Source organism: Mesorhizobium oxytropidicola, from assembly GCF_056174625.1.
Window position 1 is genome coordinate 1998363 of record NZ_CM149692.1, and the last position, 17478, is coordinate 2015840.

18 protein-coding genes and 1 pseudogene are annotated in these 17478 nt (G+C 63.9%); 16 read left to right on the top strand and 3 right to left on the bottom strand.

Annotated elements, in window-relative coordinates:
* Window positions 1-229 precede the first annotated feature (229 nt).
* From AC0V8S_RS09990 to AC0V8S_RS10050, 13 genes and pseudogenes are all read left to right on the top strand, one after another.
* Window positions 230-1615: a M20/M25/M40 family metallo-hydrolase gene (locus AC0V8S_RS09990; RefSeq protein WP_475437580.1), complete on the top strand. Its 1386-nt coding sequence runs from the start codon at window positions 230-232 to the stop codon at window positions 1613-1615.
* 78 nt (window positions 1616-1693) lie between these two features.
* Window positions 1694-2314, top strand: a complete 621-nt coding sequence (locus AC0V8S_RS09995) for a ribonuclease D (protein ID WP_258581465.1) — start codon at window positions 1694-1696, stop codon at window positions 2312-2314.
* Between the two features lie 93 nt (window positions 2315-2407).
* Window positions 2408-2611, top strand: a complete 204-nt coding sequence (locus tag AC0V8S_RS10000) for a hypothetical protein (protein WP_475437581.1) — start codon at window positions 2408-2410, stop codon at window positions 2609-2611.
* Between the two features lie 110 nt (window positions 2612-2721).
* On the top strand, window positions 2722-2976 hold the full coding sequence (locus AC0V8S_RS10005; RefSeq protein ID WP_095199549.1) for a GlsB/YeaQ/YmgE family stress response membrane protein: 255 nt from the start codon (window positions 2722-2724) through the stop codon (window positions 2974-2976).
* A 25-nt stretch (window positions 2977-3001) separates the two neighbouring features.
* Window positions 3002-3148 carry a hypothetical protein gene (locus AC0V8S_RS10010; RefSeq protein WP_082525739.1) on the top strand — a complete coding sequence of 49 codons (147 nt, stop codon included), beginning with the start codon at window positions 3002-3004 and terminating at the stop codon, window positions 3146-3148.
* A gap of 34 nt (window positions 3149-3182) precedes the next feature.
* The gene (locus AC0V8S_RS10015) at window positions 3183-4097 is read left to right on the top strand and encodes a hypothetical protein (protein ID WP_475437582.1); all 915 of its coding nucleotides are present in this window, start codon (window positions 3183-3185) and stop codon (window positions 4095-4097) included.
* Between the two features lie 121 nt (window positions 4098-4218).
* Window positions 4219-5094, top strand: a pseudogene (locus tag AC0V8S_RS10020) (acyltransferase family protein); the annotation flags it as partial.
* A 376-nt stretch (window positions 5095-5470) separates the two neighbouring features.
* Window positions 5471-6112 carry an SGNH hydrolase domain-containing protein gene (locus AC0V8S_RS10025; protein ID WP_475437583.1) on the top strand — a complete coding sequence of 214 codons (642 nt, stop codon included), beginning with the start codon at window positions 5471-5473 and terminating at the stop codon, window positions 6110-6112.
* Between the two features lie 159 nt (window positions 6113-6271).
* The gene (locus tag AC0V8S_RS10030; protein ID WP_183463181.1) at window positions 6272-7282 is read left to right on the top strand and encodes a YncE family protein; all 1011 of its coding nucleotides are present in this window, start codon (window positions 6272-6274) and stop codon (window positions 7280-7282) included.
* A gap of 112 nt (window positions 7283-7394) precedes the next feature.
* The gene (locus AC0V8S_RS10035; RefSeq protein WP_095199545.1) at window positions 7395-7775 is read left to right on the top strand and encodes a hypothetical protein; all 381 of its coding nucleotides are present in this window, start codon (window positions 7395-7397) and stop codon (window positions 7773-7775) included.
* Window positions 7776-8120: 345 nt separating this feature from the next.
* Window positions 8121-10403, top strand: a complete 2283-nt coding sequence (locus AC0V8S_RS10040; protein WP_475437584.1) for a transglycosylase domain-containing protein — start codon at window positions 8121-8123, stop codon at window positions 10401-10403.
* Complete coding sequence (locus tag AC0V8S_RS10045; protein WP_183463177.1) at window positions 10403-10741, top strand: hypothetical protein; 339 nt, start codon at window positions 10403-10405, stop codon at window positions 10739-10741. Before AC0V8S_RS10040 ends, AC0V8S_RS10045 begins: the two co-directional genes overlap by 1 nt.
* A 90-nt stretch (window positions 10742-10831) precedes the next feature.
* Entirely contained in the window at window positions 10832-11584 is a 753-nt protein-coding gene (locus AC0V8S_RS10050; RefSeq protein ID WP_095199543.1) for an SDR family NAD(P)-dependent oxidoreductase, read from the top strand.
* Between the two features lie 26 nt (window positions 11585-11610).
* On the opposite strand, the gene AC0V8S_RS10055 is transcribed toward AC0V8S_RS10050, so the two are convergent.
* Window positions 11611-12531 (bottom strand): zinc-binding dehydrogenase, encoded by a 921-nt coding sequence (locus tag AC0V8S_RS10055; RefSeq protein ID WP_475437585.1) that lies wholly within the window; start codon window positions 12529-12531, stop codon window positions 11611-11613.
* A gap of 102 nt (window positions 12532-12633) precedes the next feature.
* Here AC0V8S_RS10055 and AC0V8S_RS10060 point away from each other — a divergent pair, with 102 nt between their 5' ends.
* Window positions 12634-13440 (top strand): AraC family transcriptional regulator, encoded by an 807-nt coding sequence (locus AC0V8S_RS10060; RefSeq protein ID WP_475437586.1) that lies wholly within the window; start codon window positions 12634-12636, stop codon window positions 13438-13440.
* On the opposite strand, the gene AC0V8S_RS10065 is transcribed toward AC0V8S_RS10060, so the two are convergent.
* Both AC0V8S_RS10065 and AC0V8S_RS10070 read right to left on the bottom strand, forming a co-directional pair.
* Complete coding sequence (locus tag AC0V8S_RS10065; protein WP_475437587.1) at window positions 13441-15225, bottom strand: cation:proton antiporter domain-containing protein; 1785 nt, start codon at window positions 15223-15225, stop codon at window positions 13441-13443.
* Window positions 15226-15485: 260 nt separating this feature from the next.
* Complete coding sequence (locus AC0V8S_RS10070) at window positions 15486-15725, bottom strand: hypothetical protein (RefSeq protein WP_183463169.1); 240 nt, start codon at window positions 15723-15725, stop codon at window positions 15486-15488.
* On the opposite strand from AC0V8S_RS10070, the gene cysG reads away from it, so the two are divergent.
* Both cysG and AC0V8S_RS10080 read left to right on the top strand, forming a co-directional pair.
* On the top strand, window positions 15717-17168 hold the full coding sequence (gene cysG, locus AC0V8S_RS10075; RefSeq protein WP_475437588.1) for a siroheme synthase CysG: 1452 nt from the start codon (window positions 15717-15719) through the stop codon (window positions 17166-17168). The genes AC0V8S_RS10070 and cysG overlap by 9 nt on opposite strands.
* The gene (locus tag AC0V8S_RS10080; RefSeq protein WP_032931682.1) at window positions 17165-17458 is read left to right on the top strand and encodes a DUF2849 domain-containing protein; all 294 of its coding nucleotides are present in this window, start codon (window positions 17165-17167) and stop codon (window positions 17456-17458) included. The genes cysG and AC0V8S_RS10080 overlap by 4 nt, the downstream gene beginning before the upstream one ends.
* Window positions 17459-17478: the final 20 nt, after the last annotated feature.

A 17478-nucleotide genomic window follows, 5' to 3' on the forward strand; every position in this document is an offset into this window, starting at 1 on the left:
AGTCCGGAGCAAGGCCCGTCCCCCGCCTATCCCGGACAATTGCGGCAGCCTATCCCCCCTCTCCGGGCTGCCGCATCGTTTCGAGTATGAGGCCGCCGTGGTTCCCCCTCCACCACGGCGGTCTTTTTGCCTCGCGGCAGCCGACTGGCGCCGTGGTCCAATGGTCCCGGGCTTTTCGTTTCGCCGCTCTGCCTTTACGGTTCCGGCACTGAATCGAAAGGCTTGCCAAATGTCCGCAGTTTCCCCCGTTCTCGACCGTCTCGACAAGAATCTCGACCAGAGCCTGGAACGCCTGTTCGGCCTGCTCAGGATCAAGTCGATCTCCACCGATCCGGCCTATGCCGCCGACTGCCGCAAGGCGGCGGAATGGCTGGTGGCGGAGCTCAAGCTGATCGGCTTCGATGCCAGCGTGCGCGACACGCCAGGCCACCCGATGGTGGTTGCGCATCATGAGGGGCCGGCAGGCGCGCCGCATGTGCTGTTCTATGGCCATTACGACGTGCAGCCGGTCGACCCGATCGAATTGTGGGAAAGCGATCCGTTCGCGCCGGCGGTGAAGGAGGTTGGGCCTGAGCATAAGGTGATCACCGGGCGCGGCTCTGCCGACGACAAGGGCCAGCTGATGACTTTTGTCGAGGCTTGCCGCGCCTGGAAACAGGTGCATGGCAATCTGCCGTGCCGTGTCACCATCCTGTTCGAAGGCGAGGAGGAGTCCGGTTCGCCGTCGCTGAAACCGTTCCTCGAGGCCAATGCCGAGGAGCTCAAGGCCGACTTCGCGCTGGTCTGCGATACCGGTATGTGGGACCGCGACACGCCGTCGATCTGTGTGGCACTGCGCGGGCTGGTCGGCGAGGAGATCACGGTCAAGGCCGCCGACCGCGACCTGCATTCCGGCCTCTATGGCGGCGCCGCCGCCAATCCGATCCGCATCCTGGCCAAGGTGCTGGCCGACATCCACGACAAGGATGGCCACATCACCATTCCGGGTTTCTATGACGGTGTCGAGGAAACGCCGACGCAGGTGCTGAAATCCTGGGAGACGCTTGGCGAGACGACCGAGACCTTCCTCGGGCCTGTCGGCCTGTCCATCCCGTCGGGCGAAAAGGGTCGCTCGGTGCTGGAATTGACCTGGGCGCGGCCGACGGCCGAGTTCAACGGCATCATCGGTGGCTATACCGGCAAGGGCTTCAAGACGGTGATCGCCGCGGAAGCCTCGGCGAAAGTGTCGTTCCGCCTCGTCCACAAGCAGGATCCAGCCAAGATCCGCGCGGCCTTCCAGCAATTCGTCAAGGACCGCATTCCGGCCGACTGTTCGGTCGAATTCCATCCGCATGGCGGCTCGCCGGCAATCCAGCTTTCCTACGACTCGCCATTCCTGGCCAAGGCCAAGAACGCGCTGTCGGACGAATGGCCGAAGCCGGCGGTGACGACCGGCAGCGGCGGCTCGATCCCCGTCGTCGGCGACTTCCAGACCTATCTTGGCATGGAATCGCTGCTGGTCGGCTTCGGCCTCGACGATGACCGCATCCACTCACCCAACGAGAAATATGAGCTCTCCTCCTTCCACAAGGGCCAGCGCTCCTGGGCGCGTATTCTGGATGCGCTGACGCGCTGAGCGGCGGAAAAGTCGTTTTCTTGTTGATTTTTCACCGGATCGCGGCGAGGACGGGGAACGCCGCGACCGGAGAAGACAATGGCCGACATCCGTTTCCACAAGCATGATTTGCCCGACCTTTCGCATTACAATGTCGAGGCGGTGGCCATCGATACGGAAACGCTGGGGCTGAACCCGCATCGCGACCGGTTGTGCGTGGTGCAGATCTCGCCTGGCGACGGCAGCGCCGATGTCATCCAGATCGCACCGGGCCAGAAGAAGGCGCCAAACCTCGTCAGCCTGCTGAAGAACCGCAACGTGACGAAGCTGTTCCATTTCGGCCGGTTTGACCTTGCCGTGCTCTACAACGCGTTCGGGGTAATGCCCGAACCGGTGTTCTGCACCAAGATCGCCTCGCGGCTGACCCGCACCTATACCGACCGGCACGGGCTGAAGGACATCTGCTTCGAGCTTCTCGGCGTCGGCCTCTCCAAGGCGCAGCAATCATCGGACTGGGCGGCCGAGACGCTGTCGCCCGAACAGCTCGAATATGCCGCGTCCGACGTGCTCTATCTGCACCGGTTGCGCGATGTGCTGGCCGGGCGGCTGGCGCGCGAGGGGCGGACCAAGGAGGCTGATGCCTGCTTCCGCTTCCTGCCGACGCGGGCCAAGCTTGACCTGATGGGCTGGGACGAAGAGGATATCTTCGCTCACAGCTGATGGCTTGAAACCCTCCTGGTCGGTGGCCGGCTGGAACCAGATGCCGGCCGCCGCGTTTTGTCGGCGCAGGTTAACGGCTCAATGGGGGATTGGATGGCCGACCGAAAGCCGATATCGACAGCGCCGACAGACGGCTCCAAGGTTTCTGTCATGTGGAAAGACAGCGACGGCGTCGTGAACGAATCCATCGCGCAATATCGCGATGGCGGCTGGTGGGTCTATACCGACAGCCACACGCAAAAGAAGGTCGAACCGACCAGCTGGCGGCCCACTGCCGGTGACGATGACGACCAGTGAGCGCGAAGCTGGCGAGGCCAGCTGCTTTCGAATAGCTTGAAGCCGTTGATATCGGGGCCGATTCGGAGCCTTCCGCTCCGCCATCGCGCTTTTGCTCGGAGGAAATCGTTATGGGTGTCGAAAGCCTTCTCGTCTTCATCATCATCGGTGCCATCGCCGGCTGGCTCGCCGGTCTCATCGTTTCCGGTTTCGGCTTCGGCCTGATCGGCAACATTATCGTCGGCATCGTCGGCGCGTTTATCGCCGGCTGGCTGTTGCCGCGGATCGGCTTTTCCATCGGCGGCGGCATTCTCGCTTCCATCATCCACGCCACGATCGGCGCCATCATCCTTTTGGTGCTGGTCAAGGTCCTGAAGCGAGCGTGAGGCTCGGCAACCGAAAGAGCGCGCCATGAAGCAGAACACACTCTATCTCCTCATTGGCGCGCTCGTCGTCGTGGTCATTGCTCTCGGCATCTATGTCTACCGCGAGCAGACGAAGCCGAAAGGCGTCGAACTCAAGATCGACGACAAGGGCATTTCGATCCAGCAGAACTGAGCCTGCCGATAATTGGCGGATGCAGGAGCGCGCTATGGGGGCTTCCGACGCGCCGGAAGGTGAAAATCCGCCCAGGATTTCCATTGCGGAATGGGAGCGGCTGAACAGGCCGCCACGACGCGAGGCGTTGCTACGCTATCGCTGGCGGACTTTTCGCTTCCTGAGGACATCCGCGCCGGTCAGTGAATTGCAGGGGCGACAGCAAGCGTTTCGCAACGCGGTCGTCGCCAGCGTCGCCTTCAACCGGCCCGATGTGATCGCATGGCAAATCCATCTCGTGCGCCGATACCTGGCCGAGCACGAGAGCTACATCGTCTTTGACAACAGCAAGAAGGAGGAGGCAAGGGACGCCATCCGCGACCTCTGCCGTCGCCAGCACGTGCCTTATGTCGCCTTGCCGAGGAACAGGCTTGTCGTCAGCAGATCGCATGGCCAGGCACTCAACTGGATCGTGCGGAATTTCATGACTGGCTTCGGGCCGAAGCTCTTCGGCTTCATCGACCATGATATCTTTCCGACGGGACCGTTTTCGATCCGTGACCGGCTTGAAGGCAAGAGCCTCTATGGCAGTATGCGGCACGACACGCCGACGCCGGGCGGCTGGTTCCTATGGCCTGGCTTCTGCTTCTTCGACGGAAGCCTGCTGCGGCGACCGCTGGATTTCGCCCCGAGCTACAGGTTTCATATGGATTCCGGCGGCGGCAACTGGCCGCTGCTTTACCGGTCGATAGATCCGGCGTCGGTCAGGTTCACGCAGAACAGCTTGCTTCGCTTCGGCGAGGGAGATGATCAGCATGAGGACTTTTTCATGGTGGTTGATGGCTGGCTGCATGTAACGAATGCCTCGAACTGGCGAAAACAGCCGGTCGACAGGCGCGAACACCTGGTTGCCCTGCTGCGGCAAGCCGGTGGTCCTGACCAGCCGGATGTGACGTTCGAGCCGATCTGAAAAATGGGGGTCATCACATCGCTCGATTTCCAGATGGCGGGCAGCCTTGATCGATAGAAGCGAGGAGCATGGCTGGCGCCCCGAAATCCAGGGGTTGCGCGGCGTTGCCGTCGCCCTGGTGGTGGTTTTCCATCTCTGGCCCACGGTTCTTCCCGGCGGCTATGTCGGGGTGGACGTGTTTTTCGTCATCTCGGGCTTTCTCATCACCGGTCTGCTTGCCCGCATGGCGACAGCCGGCGGCCGCGCCTGGCTGGTCACATTCTATTCGTCGCGGGTGCGGCGGCTGTTGCCGGCGGCGGTCCTGGCCCTTCTCGTCACGCTCGCCGGGACGCTGTTGTTTCTGTCCAAGGCGCGATGGGAAGAGACGGCCATCCAGGTCGCGGCCAGCGCGCTCTATGTGCAGAACTGGCGGCTTGCCTTGCAGGCGGTCAACTATCTCGGGGCGGCGGAAACGCCAAGCCCGGTGCAACACTACTGGTCGCTGTCGATCGAGGAGCAGTTCTATATCGTCTGGCCGTTGCTGATGGCGGCAGTGATCTGGCTTGCCCGGCGTCTCGGGCGATCCCCGAAGGCTGCATTGCTGGTCGCACTGGCCCTTGTTTTCGCCGGATCCCTGGCGGCCTCGGTGGTCGTGACCCAAGCCGATCCGGCCTGGGCCTATTTCGTCACCCATACCCGCCTCTGGGAACTGGCACTGGGCGGGCTGCCGGCGCTGGCCGGCGGCCGGTTCCCGCTGGCCGCGCCGTTGCGCCTTGCGATGGCGGCGGCAGGCATCGGCGCCATCGTAGTTTCGGCGTTGCTGTTTTCCGCCTCGACACCGTTTCCCGGCTTCCACGCCTTGCTGCCGACGCTGGGCGCCGTGCTGGTCATAGCGGCTGGCGATATCAGGCTTGGCCGGTTGCGCGGCCTCGACGTCACGATCCTGCGCTATGTCGGCGACCGCTCCTATTCGATCTATCTCTGGCACTGGCCGCTGATTGTCTTCTACACGGCAGATCGCCCCGCTGTCGGAGTGCTTGCGGGGCTTGGGCTGATTGCGCTGACGCTCGGCATCTCGGAGCTGTCATACCGCTATGTCGAACAGCGGTACCGCCGGCCGCAATCGCGGACAGAATGGCGCCCCTTGGCCTACGGTTCGGCTGCGATTGCCGTCTGCGTGATAGCGTCCGGTGGGCTTGGCTATGCACTGGACCGTCAAGGCGTCGACATCAGCCTGATCGGAACCCCGAACTATCCAGGTCCCGCGGCGCTGCTGGCCAATGCCGCGGTTCCGGGCGGTGTCGAGCTGCTGCCGCCGCTTGGCAAGCTGAAGCGCGACGTGCCGGTCGTCTACCGCCTGAAAATGCCATCAGGAGCAGGACAGCACGGAGCCGGTGGGCTGCCAGCTTGGCGATTCCGAGGGAAGCCGGACCATTGTGGTCACCGGCGACTCGCACGTGGCGCAATGGGTTCCCGCTATCGACAAGATCGCCAGGGACCACAGATGGAAACTGGTCACCTTCACCAAGGCGGCTTGCCCCTTTACTCGCGCCGCGGTGACGGAAAACGGCAAGCCCTATGAAGCCTGTGCGCAATGGCGCGACAATGTGCTGGCCGAGATCGGCAAGCTGCGGCCCGAGCTGATGTTCACCAGCCAGTCGCGCTACTCCGACACGCCGGAGCCGGCGATGATCGAAGGCCTGCGCAGCATCTGGAGCGAGTTGAACAAAGCGGGTGTGAAGATCATCGCCATCCGCAACACGCCCTTCGTCAAGTTCGATCCCGGTGACTGCCTGGCCGCCGACCCTGGCAAATGCATCACCGCGCGCAAGGAAGTGGAGGCAAGCAACGTGTTTGCGCTCGCCGCCGCGCCATTGCCTGATGTCCGTGTCGTCGACATGAACGATGCCTTGTGCGGCAAGGAAACATGCGCCGCTGTTGTCGGCAACATCGTCGTCTGGCGCGATTATCACCATATGACGGCGACCTACGCGCTGGCGCTGGCGCCCTATCTGGCGAAGGCGGCGGGTCTCTGACCGTCAAGGCCTGGGAATCCCCGTATTGCGCTTGACCGTCGAGGGCGCGATCGGGCTTAGTCGGCACCATCAAAGCGGGGCAAACAGTCGTCGATGGACCGGGAACAATTAGACACTTCTCGGTCCTTTCCATCGTTCGATATCCTGGGCGGGTCGCGAATGATCCCCGGGATCGCCTTCAAGGTCAGCGCGGCGGTGCGGGCGGCGCTTTCGGCGATCGGACGCACGGAGGATCTACGCTTTTCACCGGACAATCGATTGCTGGCAATTGCCGGCTATGCGCGCAAGCGCCTGCTGGTCCTGCGCGTCGACATCAGGGCCGGATCCGATGGCCCTGAAGTCACGATCCACGATTTCATGGAGCTGACATCCGACGATATGGGCGAAATCCATGGCCTGGATTTCATCGATGACCGCACCCTGGCGATCGCCAACCGCGACGGGTTGGTTGCGATCTTCAGCCTGCCGCGCGAGGAACCGGCCGGCCAAAGCCGCGCGATATCAGCCATGCGCCGGGTGAAGGGCAGGCGGCTATGCAAACTGAATTCGCCGGGTTCGATTGCCGTCAGGCTGGAGTCGCACGGCCGCGTCAGCCTGCTGGTCTGCAACAACTACACGCATCTGGTCACCCGACACGTGGTCAACCGGTGGCTCGGCTATCGCACGACGAGCAACCAGCGGCTGCTGGAACGTGGTCTCGATATACCGGACGGCATTGCCCTCAGCCATGACGGCCGCTGGATCGCGGTCAGCAGCCACGGCACCCAGGATGTGAAACTCTACCGCATGTCCGCGTCGCTTGGACCAGACACCGAACCTGCCGGCGTCCTGCAGAATGCCGGCTATCCGCACGGCGTGCGCTTCACCGGCGACGACCGGCATATCCTCGTCGCCGACGCGGGCAGCCGGATGGTGCATGTCTATGCGGGAGACGGTGACTGGACGGGACCGCGAGCGCCCGCGCGCTCGGTCACCGTGCTCGACGAGGACACCTTCCTGCGCGGCAGGGCCAGCCCCGAGGAAGGCGGCCCGAAAGGCCTCGACATCGACCGGTCGAACAGCGTCGTGGCGGTGACCTGCGAGGAGCAGACGCTGGCCTTTTTCGCGCTGTCGTCGATACTCGGTGGGGTTGAAAATTGCCGGCAAGACGGGGCCATTGCATCGGCGTAGTGCCGGAAGCGCGCTTGCGCCCACATGGAATTAGAATGACGGATCGACGCTTCGGCGCTATGATGTCGATACAGGGCGTTTGGGGTCAACCAACTATTACTAGGAGGTTGCCATGAAACACCAAACACTGGACCAACTGCATGCAGTGGCCGAGGTCAACACACAGCCGGTAATGAGCCGAACCCAACGTCTCGCACGTTGGGCCGAGCTTCTTGAACGTGAGCCCAGCCGGCTGCTGACCGCGCTTGCCGGGACCGAATACCGTGCGCTGCCGGAGCGCGATGTCATGCGAGGCGATGGCTCGCCGATAGCGGTTGCCTTCACGGACCCCATTTTGCACGACGAGGGTCTGAAAGACGACAGTTATGGCGAAGCCAAGCGCTTCTTCGAGCTGACCGACCACCAACTGCACGAGATCGTCTGCTACTGCCATGTCGGCGAGGTTATGCAATCGTCCAGGGCAGCGCTCTCGGTCCGTGCGGCGATCGGCTGACGCATGTCCACCAGGTGATCACCTGGTGATGGGTGATTTGGGGCGCGGTCGAACGCGAAGCTGTGACCATTTGCGATCGCGCCCTAATGCGGAACATGTCCGCGACTGCATGGGTCGCGGTTGAGAGTGGTTTGGGGCTGCGCCCCGGACTGTTCCATCGCGGCGGGCCGCTTGCCAGCGTCAAAATCAGGGCCTTGAACAGAGCGCCAACTGCGCACCAACTGCCGGACCCCAGGCATTTGATTATCAATCGCTTTGAATTTTTCCGACTTAACCCGCCCTTAAATCGCCGCATCTACTCTTCAACCCGGACGCCGTTAGCACCGGGGATATTAAGCGCAAGGCATGGCGAACCGCAGAGACAGCCGCATTGAGCCCAGTTTTGAGGGACCGCCTCAGACGCGATCCCAGACGGGCCTTTCGGTGAGCGAGGAGGACCGCGTCGTGCCGAGCAACCGCAAAGCCTCCGCCAAACGCAGATCGTCGAAGGCGAAATCGTCGCGCGGCGGGCGCGGCAGGAGCCGCCGCGGCCTGTTCGGCGTGCTTGGCCGGCTGTTCTACTGGTGCTTCGTGCTCGCCATCTGGGGCGGCATCGCTGTGGCGGGCGTCGTCATTTACTACGGCGCCAAGATGCCGGCGGCCACCACCTGGTCGATCCCCGACCGTGCTCCCAACATCAAGATCGTCTCGGCCGATGGCCAACTGCTCGCCAACAGGGGCATGAGCGGCGGAGAGGCGGTCGGCCTGCACGAAATGTCGCCTTACATTCCGGAAGCCGTCATCGCCATCGAGGACCGCCGGTTCTATTCGCATTTCGGCGTCGACCCGATCGGCCTGTCGCGTGCCATGGTGACCAATCTGCTTGGCGGGCATTTCTCGCAAGGCGGTTCGACGCTGACGCAGCAATTGGCCAAGAACCTGTTCCTGAAGCCTGACCGCACGCTGGAGCGCAAGGTGCAGGAGGTGTTGCTGGCGCTGTGGCTGGAGCACAAGCACACCAAAGACCAGATCCTCGAAATGTACCTCAACCGGGTCTATTTCGGTTCCGGCGCCTACGGTGTCGAGGCGGCGTCGCGGCGTTATTTCGGCAAGAGCGCGCGCGATGTCACTTTGTCGGAGGCCGCCCTGCTTGCCGGGCTCTTAAAGGCGCCGTCGCGGCTGTCGCCGGCGCGCGATCCCAAGGCCGCCGAGGAGCGCTCGCAGCTCGTGCTCGCAGCGATGCGCGAAGAGGGCAAGATCAGCGACAAGGAGTTGAAGACGGCGCTGAGCGCGCCGGCAACGCGTTCGCCGTCCTACTGGACCGGCTCGGAAAACTATGTCGCCGACACCATCATGGAAGAACTGCCCGACCTGATCGGCGACGTGCGCGGCGACATCGTCATCGACTCAACCGTCGACCTGAACCTGCAGAAGCTCGCCGAACAGTCGATCCGCCGGCTGATCGATGAAAGCGGCAAGAAGCTCAACGTCACCCAGGGCGCGCTGGTGTCGATCGACGATTCCGGCGCGGTGCGCGCCATGGTCGGCGGCTACGACTATTCGACCAGCCAGTTCGACCGCGCTTCGGAAGCGCGCCGGCAGCCGGGCTCGGCGTTCAAGCCGTTTGTCTATATGGCGGCGCTTGAAGGGGGCCGCACGCCAGACAGCATCCGCAATGACGCGCCGATCAAGATCGGCAACTGGACGCCGGACAATTACGGCGGCAAGTATTTTGGCAAGGTCACGCTGGCGACGGCGTTGGCCAAGTCGCTGAACTCGGTCGCCGCGCAGCTGACCATGGAGGTCGGGCCGAACGCGGTGGTGGAGGCCGCGCATCGCATGGGCATCCAGTCTGAGCTGCAGGCCAACACCTCGATCGCGCTCGGCACTTCGGAAGTGACGCCCTTGGAGCTGACTTCGGCCTATGTGCCGTTCGCCAATGGCGGCTACAAGCCGGACATCCATTTCATTCGCCGTATCACGACCGCCGAGGGCAAGGTGCTCTACGACAGCGGCGGCGGCAGCGCGCCGCGTGTGGTGAAACCCGAGATCGTCGGCATGATGAACTCGATGATGACCGGCACCGTCGAGATCGGCACCGCCAAGAAGGCGGCTTTTGCCTGGCCGTCGGCCGGCAAGACCGGCACCAGCCAGAATTCGCGCGATGCCTGGTTCGTCGGCTACACCGCCAATCTCACCACCGGCGTGTGGTTCGGCAATGATGACGGCACGGCGATGAAGAAGGTCACCGGCGGCGCGCTGCCGGCGCAGGCTTGGCACGAATTCATGGTCGCCGCGCACGAAGGCGTGCCGGTGCGGCCGCTGCCCGGCACCTGGAAATCGACGCCGGCCGATACGATCGTGCCCGACGACATACCGTCCGCCGACAACAACCAGCCGGCGCCGGTTCCCTCAGCGTCGGTTGGCCAGCAGGCGCCATCCTCACAGGCGGCCGCGCCGGCGACCCAGGCGCCAGCGCCGGCCCGCATGGCGCGGCCTGCCCAGACCGTCGACGCCGATGGCTTCAACATGCCGGCGGATGACGGCACCACCGCTTCGGTCGGGCATCCGGTGCCGCCGGGCAATGTTGGCGGTCCGCTGAAGAAGAAGAAACAGACCTCGATCCTGGATATTCTGGGCGGCGGCTGATGACCAGCGAGCCTTTTCAGCCCAATGGTGTGAAAGACTACAAGCGATTAAGCGTGTGGCAATCGTTGTCGCTGCTTGGGATGACAGTCCTTGTTGTTGTCACTCGGCACCTGCCATACCTCTACTTTCCCAATCCGGCGTACCTCGATCAGGAAAGAGTCGGTGCGATATACGGTTCCTTCATCATGGGGATTTTTCTGCCTTATGGTCTGGCGTGGGTCGTTGCGCGCTTGGCCGGGCGCTCGCGTACCACGTTTTTATGGGTTCTTTGGTCGCTGGCCGGTTTGGCCTTTCTTCTGAATCTCGGCCTGCTTGTCGATTGTCCGACCTGCTATTGAAAAGCTACGGCACGGCCGGCTCACTGGTCTCATGACGACCTCTCGCCATTGTAACCATATTCGGTTAGATCACGCGCCGGAGACCGCGACATGGCTGAACTCGACACAAGAAAAACCATCGTGCTGACCGGCGCCAGCCGCGGCATCGGCCATGCCACGGTCAAGCGCTTTTCGCGCGAAGGCTGGCGTGTCATCACCTGTTCGCGCCAGGCCTTTGCCGAGGATTGCCCGTGGCCGGCAGGCCCGGAAGACCACATCAAGGTCGATCTCGCCGACCAGGAAGATGTCGGCATCGCCGTCTCGGAAATCCGCCATCGGCTGGAAGCGCATGGCGGCCAGTTGCACGCGCTGGTCAACAATGCCGGCATTTCGCCCAAGCTCAAGGACGGCAACAGCCGTATGGACTCGATCGACACGCCGATGCATGTCTGGCGCGACGTGTTCCAGGTCAATTTCTTTGCACCGATCATGCTCGCGCGGGGGTTGTTCAAAGAGTTAGCCGCGGCCAAGGGCTCGATCGTCAACGTCACCTCGATCGCCGGCACCCGCGTGCACCCCTTCGCCGGCACGGCCTACGCCACCTCGAAGGCGGCGCTCGGCTCGCTGACGCGCGAGATGGCGCATGATTTCGGCCCGCACGGCATCCGCGTCAACGCCATTGCGCCGGGCGAAATCGACACCGCGATTCTGTCGCCGGGCACGGACAAGATCGTCGAGACGATTCCACTGCGGCGCCTCGGCACCACGGCCGAGGTCGCCGACATCATCTTCTTCCTGTGCTCGCAGCAGGCGTCCTACGTGACCGGCTCGGAAATCCACATCAATGGCGGCCAGCACGTTTAGGCGGTCGACTTCAGGCCGAGGATTGCTTATCCGGCGATGGTGAGAACGGCCTTGCCGCTGAAGCTGCGCTGCCGCAGTGCGTCCAGGGCCTGAGCGATATCCGTCCACGGCACGGTCAAGGCGACACGGGTTTCCAGCCGGCCAGCCGGGACCAGGGCGAGCAGCGCGGCGATATCAGCGCCAATGCCCGAGCCGGATGTGTAGTAGGCAAACGTCTGAAGCCTCGCGCCCTCGTGGCCTGGAACGAACTGGCGGAATCCAACCGGCGTGAGCTCGCCACTGCTTGAACCGAACATGACGATGGTCCCGCCGGGGGCGACGCGTTCGATCGCGTGGGCGAGGCTTTCGCCGCCGACCGACTCGGTAATCAGCGAAAACGGCCCCTCGGCCAGCTCGATTGCCTCGACCACCTGCCCGGCTCCGAGGCCACGGAGATCGTCGGCATGCCGGGCGGCGGCGATCGCGGTCACCGAAGCGCCTTGCTCGCGGGCGATCTGGATCTGGAAGCGGCCGACCGCACCGCTCGCACCGGTGATCAGCACCTGCTGGCCAATGAGGTCACCGCCATGACGTAAGGTCCTGAGCGCCGTCGTGCCCGCGACCGGAAGCGTGGCCGCCGAGACAAAGCTGACCTTCTCCGGCAGGACGGCGAGACGGTCGGTCGGAACGGCGACCCGTTCGGCCCAGCCGGCCTCGTCGACCAAGGCCACGACCCGGGTACCAACGGCCGGCCCGGAGCCATCGGCTGCCGCCCGCTCCACAATCCCAGCGACGTCCTGGCCAGGTATCCAGCCGTCCGGGCGTATGGCGAGCAGCCGTAGTTCGCCACGGTTCAACGAGGTTGCGTGGACGGCGACCAGCGCTTCGTTCGGGCAAGGCTGTGGCTCGTCCACTTCGGCGAGCTTCAATCCGGCTGCGTTGTCGGAACAGACGGTGAGGGCGAGCATGGGGTACACCTTTGCCAATTGGCGAGAACGACCCGAGCCTACCGATTTACGCTGACGAATAATCTAGATATAAACGCAATTGATCGCTAAAAACTGTCATTCATGAGACAGCCGCTTCGCTACCCATGGCTCGATTTCGACGTCGATGACGTCCTTGCTCCGGCGATCGCCGTGCGCGTCGATGTCACCGAGACCAAGGCCGAGGTGTCGCAGCATTGGCATCGCAAGGGGCAACTCGTCTTCGCGCTCAACGGCGGCGTCACCTGCCGCGTCCCCAGCGGCCTGTGGATGGTGCCGCCGCATTGCGGCGTGTGGGTGCCAAGCCGCATGGAGCACAGCAACATCGCGACGGCCAATGCGCGGATTTTCTTCGTCTACATCGAGCCGGGCGCGGCAGACCTGCCGGATCGGTGCTGCACGCTTTCGATCTCGCCGCTGCTGCGCGAGCTCATCATCGAACTGTCGGATTGCGCGCCTGACGATGCGAGGTGCGCTTTCCTGGGAAGCGTGCTGCTCGCCGAACTGCCTGACATGCCGGTCCAGCAATTGCATCTGCCGATCTCCTCCGAGCCGCGCTTGCGGCGGATCGCCGAAGCGCTGGCGGACGATCCCGCCGACCGCAGCACGTTGGCGCAGTGGGCCAATCGCGTCGCGCTCAGCGAGAGCAGTCTTGCGCGTCTTATCGTGAAGGAGACCGGCTTGAGCTTCGGCCGCTGGCGGCAGCAATTGCACTTGATCGTCGCGATCAGGGAGCTGGCTTCCGGCGCCAGTGTCCAGCGGGTTTCGGGCGATCTCGGCTATGATTCCGTCACAGCCTTCATCACCATGTTCAAAAAGGCGCTCGGCAAGCCTCCCGCGCAGTACCTCAGCAGCATCGCACGCAATGGCGGTTCTGCGTTCGTGGCGTGATCAGGCGGCGGACGGCTCAGTCGCGGATGGCTTGTGACCGAGCACTTCTTCGACGATGCCGCGCGCGATTTCACGTTCGCCCATGATCACCGTGTCGGCGCCGAGCCCCTTGAGATGCTCGACCTCGGCATCGGAATGGGCGCGGGCGACGACGTTGATCTTGGGGTTAGCGGCGCGTGCCCTGAGCACGATCTGGCCGGCCTCGAACGCATTGGGGATGGCAAGGATCAGCCGCTTGGCGCCTTCGGGATTGGCGGCGGCGAACACTTCGGCGTTGGCGGCATTGCCGGCGACGGTTTCGACGCCGTCGGCTTTCAGCTTGGCCAGCGTCTTGTCGGCGTCCTCGATGACGAGGAAGGGCAGGGCTGCTCCTTTCAGCGCCGCGCCGACCAGGCCACCGACACGGCCATAGCCGATCAGGATGGCATGGCCGGTGAGTGCCGTTTTCGGCGGCGGTCCGTCTTCCTTTTTGGATGCTGCAGCAACCGAGGCGATCTGGCCGGGTTCGGTCGCCGGACCGACCGGCTTGGCGTCCGCCGGCGGTACTGTCCTGGCGGCACGCGCTTCCAGCCACGGCTTCATCCAGTCGATCATCAGGAACATCAGCGGGTTGAGCACGATCGACAGGATGGCGCCGGCCAGGATCAGGTCGCGGCCCTGTTCGGGCAGAAGTTTCAGCCCGACGCCGAGTTCGGCCAGGATGAAGGAGAATTCGCCGATCTGGGCAAGGCTCGCCGAAATCATCAAGGCTGTCGCCAGGGGATAGCCGAAGGCGACGACGATGACGAACGCGGCCAGCGACTTGCCGATGACGATGATGGCCAGCGTCGCCAGGATCGGCAGGCCGTTGCTGAACAGGCTGAACGGGTCGAACAACATGCCGACCGAGACGAAGAACAGCACCGAAAAGGCATCGCGCAGCGGTAGCGATTCTTCGGCCGCGCGGTGGCTTAGCTCGGATTCGCTCATGATCATGCCGGCGAAGAAGGCGCCGAGCGCCAGCGACACGCCAAACAGTTTCGCCGCGCCGAAAGCGACGCCGAGCGCGATCGCCAGCACAGCCAGCCGGAACAGTTCACGCGACCCGGTATGGGCGACGTAGTGCAGGATCCACGGAATGACCCGGCGGCCGACCACCAGCATGACGACGACGAAGGCGGCGACCTTGGCGAGCGTAATGCCGACGACACCCCAGATGCCGTAGCTGGCCGGCAGCGACAGCAGGCCGCTCGCGTGCACATCCGCCTGTTCCTGGCCGCTGAGCACGCCGGCAAGGGCCGGCAGCAGCACCAGCGCCAGCACCATGGCGAGATCCTCGACGATCAGCCAGCCGACGGCGATGCGGCCGCGTTCGGTTTCGATCAGCCGGCGCTCCTGCAGCGCGCGCAGCAGCACCACGGTCGAGGCGACCGACAGCGCCAGGCCGAACACCAGACCCGCGCCCATCGACCAGCCGAGCATCCAGGACAGGCCGGCGCCAAGTGCCGTGGCAAAGCCGATCTGGACGATAGCGCCGGGAACGGCGATGGCGCGGACCGACAGCAGATCCTTCAGCGAGAAATGCAGGCCGACGCCGAACATCAACAGGATGACGCCGATTTCGGCCAATTCATTGGCAAGGCCGGCATCGGCGACGAAACCGGGCGTGTTCGGCCCAACCAGCACGCCGGCTACGAGATAGCCGACCAGCGGCGGAATGCGGAAACGATTGGCGAGAGCCCCGAAGACGAAAGCCAGCCCCAGACCGGCGACGATAGTGGCGATAAGGGGCGTGTCATGCGGCATTGTCTATGGAGCGCCTTTCAAGCTGGGGATGTCGGATGTGCGCCGCCCGAAGCCGGCGCCTGTTTTGCAATATGGTGGAAGGGGTGACGGTGATGCAACCCGCAAGGGGTGTGAAATCCACGGTGGGGCGACAAATGCTTGGCCGGCCGCGCCAGCAGTCCCGCTGTCGGGCTGAATTCACAAGCGTATTGCGCCTCGGCATGCGGCATCAAAGACGGGAGCCGCCAGCAGACGACTTTAATCTACTAAATTGGTAGAAATTAGAAAAAACTATTTTGCGCGACCGCGGGCAGGCGGCTAAAAAGACCTGAAATCAAGGCCCGTTTCAGCGGCTTGAATCCGTCCGCACCCTGGATGTGGAATATTTTTCTCCTGCCTTTCGCAGTTGCGAAAAAGCGATTGCCTGTCATCACAGGATGCGCGAGTGCTTTGCTTCTGGTTTTTCGCGCCCGGGCGTAAAACTGCGACACTGTTCCCGGATTGCTTTTCTCATGCCGCATGCCAATGCCAAGCTCAACGCCTTTCCCGTCTTCGTGCGGGTCGAGGGCGAAGCCGTGGCCATTGTCGGCGGCGACGAGGAAGCCTTGGCCAAGGCGCGGCTGATCGGACAATCGAGCGCGGTGCTGCGCATCATCGCCCAAGATGCCGAACCGGAACTGCTTGCCTTCATCGCTCAGTCCGGCGCCAGCCATGTTGCGGCAGCCTACGATGCCTCGCAACTCGAAGGTGCGGTCATGGTGTTTGCCGCCAGCGGCGACGAGATGCTCGACCGCCGTGTCGCCGCGGACGCGCGCAAACTGGGCATCCCCGTCAATGCCGTCGACCGGCCGGAGCTCTGCGATTTCTTCACCCCGGCGCTGGTCAACCGCGCGCCGGTCGCCATTGCCATCGGAACTGAAGGCGCAGGCCCGGTGCTTGCCCAGATGCTGCGCAGCCGCATCGATCAGATGCTGTCGCCGTCGCTTGGATCGCTGGCAACGCTCGCCGCTTCGCTGCGTGGCGCGGCCGAGAAAGTGCTGCCGAAAGGCAATGCCCGCCGACGCTTCTGGAGCAGTTTTTTCCAGGGTGCTCCGGCCCGAGCCGTCGAAGCCGGCCAGCTGTCGCAGGCGCATGACGCCGCCGTGGATCTTCTGCTGTCGAACGCACCGGCTTCGGGCCACATCGCCCTGGTCGGCGCCGGTCCCGGCGCCGAGGATCTTCTGACCCTGCGTGCCCACCGCCTGTTGATGGAAGCCGATGTCATCGTCCATGACGCGCTGGTGCCGGAGGCGGTCGTTGCCATGGGCCGCCGCGATGCCGAGCGCCTTCCCGTCGGCACACGCAAGGGCTGCCACACCAAGAGCCAGGCCGAGATCAACGCGCTGCTGGTCGAGCTCGGCCGCCAGGGCAAGCGCGTCGTGCGGCTGAAGTCGGGCGATCCGCTGGTGTTCGGCCGCGCCGGCGAGGAGATGGCGGCACTGCGCGAAGCCGGCATCGCCTATGAGGTGGTTCCCGGTGTCACCGCGGCCTTCGCCGCCGCCGCCGATTTCGAACTGCCGCTGACCTTGCGCGGCGTGTCGTCGTCGATGGTGTTCACCACCGGCCACGATCTCAAGGGCAATTCATTGCCCGATTGGGCCAAGCTTGCGATTTCCGGTGCCACCGTTGCCGTCTATATGGGCCGTTCGGTCGCGGCCGAAGTCGCCGGTCGGCTGATCGAAGCCGGCCTGTCGCCGGACACGGCGGTCGCCGTGGTCGAAAATGCCAGCCTGGCCAACCGCCGCCGTTTCCACGGCACACTGGCCGATCTGCCGTCACTGGAAGCGCGTGGCGATCTTTCCGGCCCGGTCATGACCATCATTGGCGATGCGGTCGCGGGTGCCAATTTTGAACGGTCCGAGCCGCTCGCGGCACACAGGAATGAAGGCGCGGTCCCAGCCGCGAGTGAGAGAGTTCAGCCATGAAGATACTGACCGCCAACCGCCTGACCGACGGCATCGCCGTCTGGTACGCCGATGGCGGCTGGGCCGAGACGGTGGGCCAGGCCGACCTTGCCCATGACAAGGCGGCCGAGGATCGCCTGGAGGCGATCGGCGCCAAGGCCTATGCCGACAATGAGGTGGTCGATGTCAATCTGATCGACGCGGAAGTCGTCGACGGTGTCGTCGAGCCGGTGCGGCTGCGCGAGAAGATCCGCGCCGCGGGCCCGACCATCCGCGGCGATCTCGGCAAGCAGGCCGAGCGGGCGGCATAGCCAGATTCGAGTGAAACGGG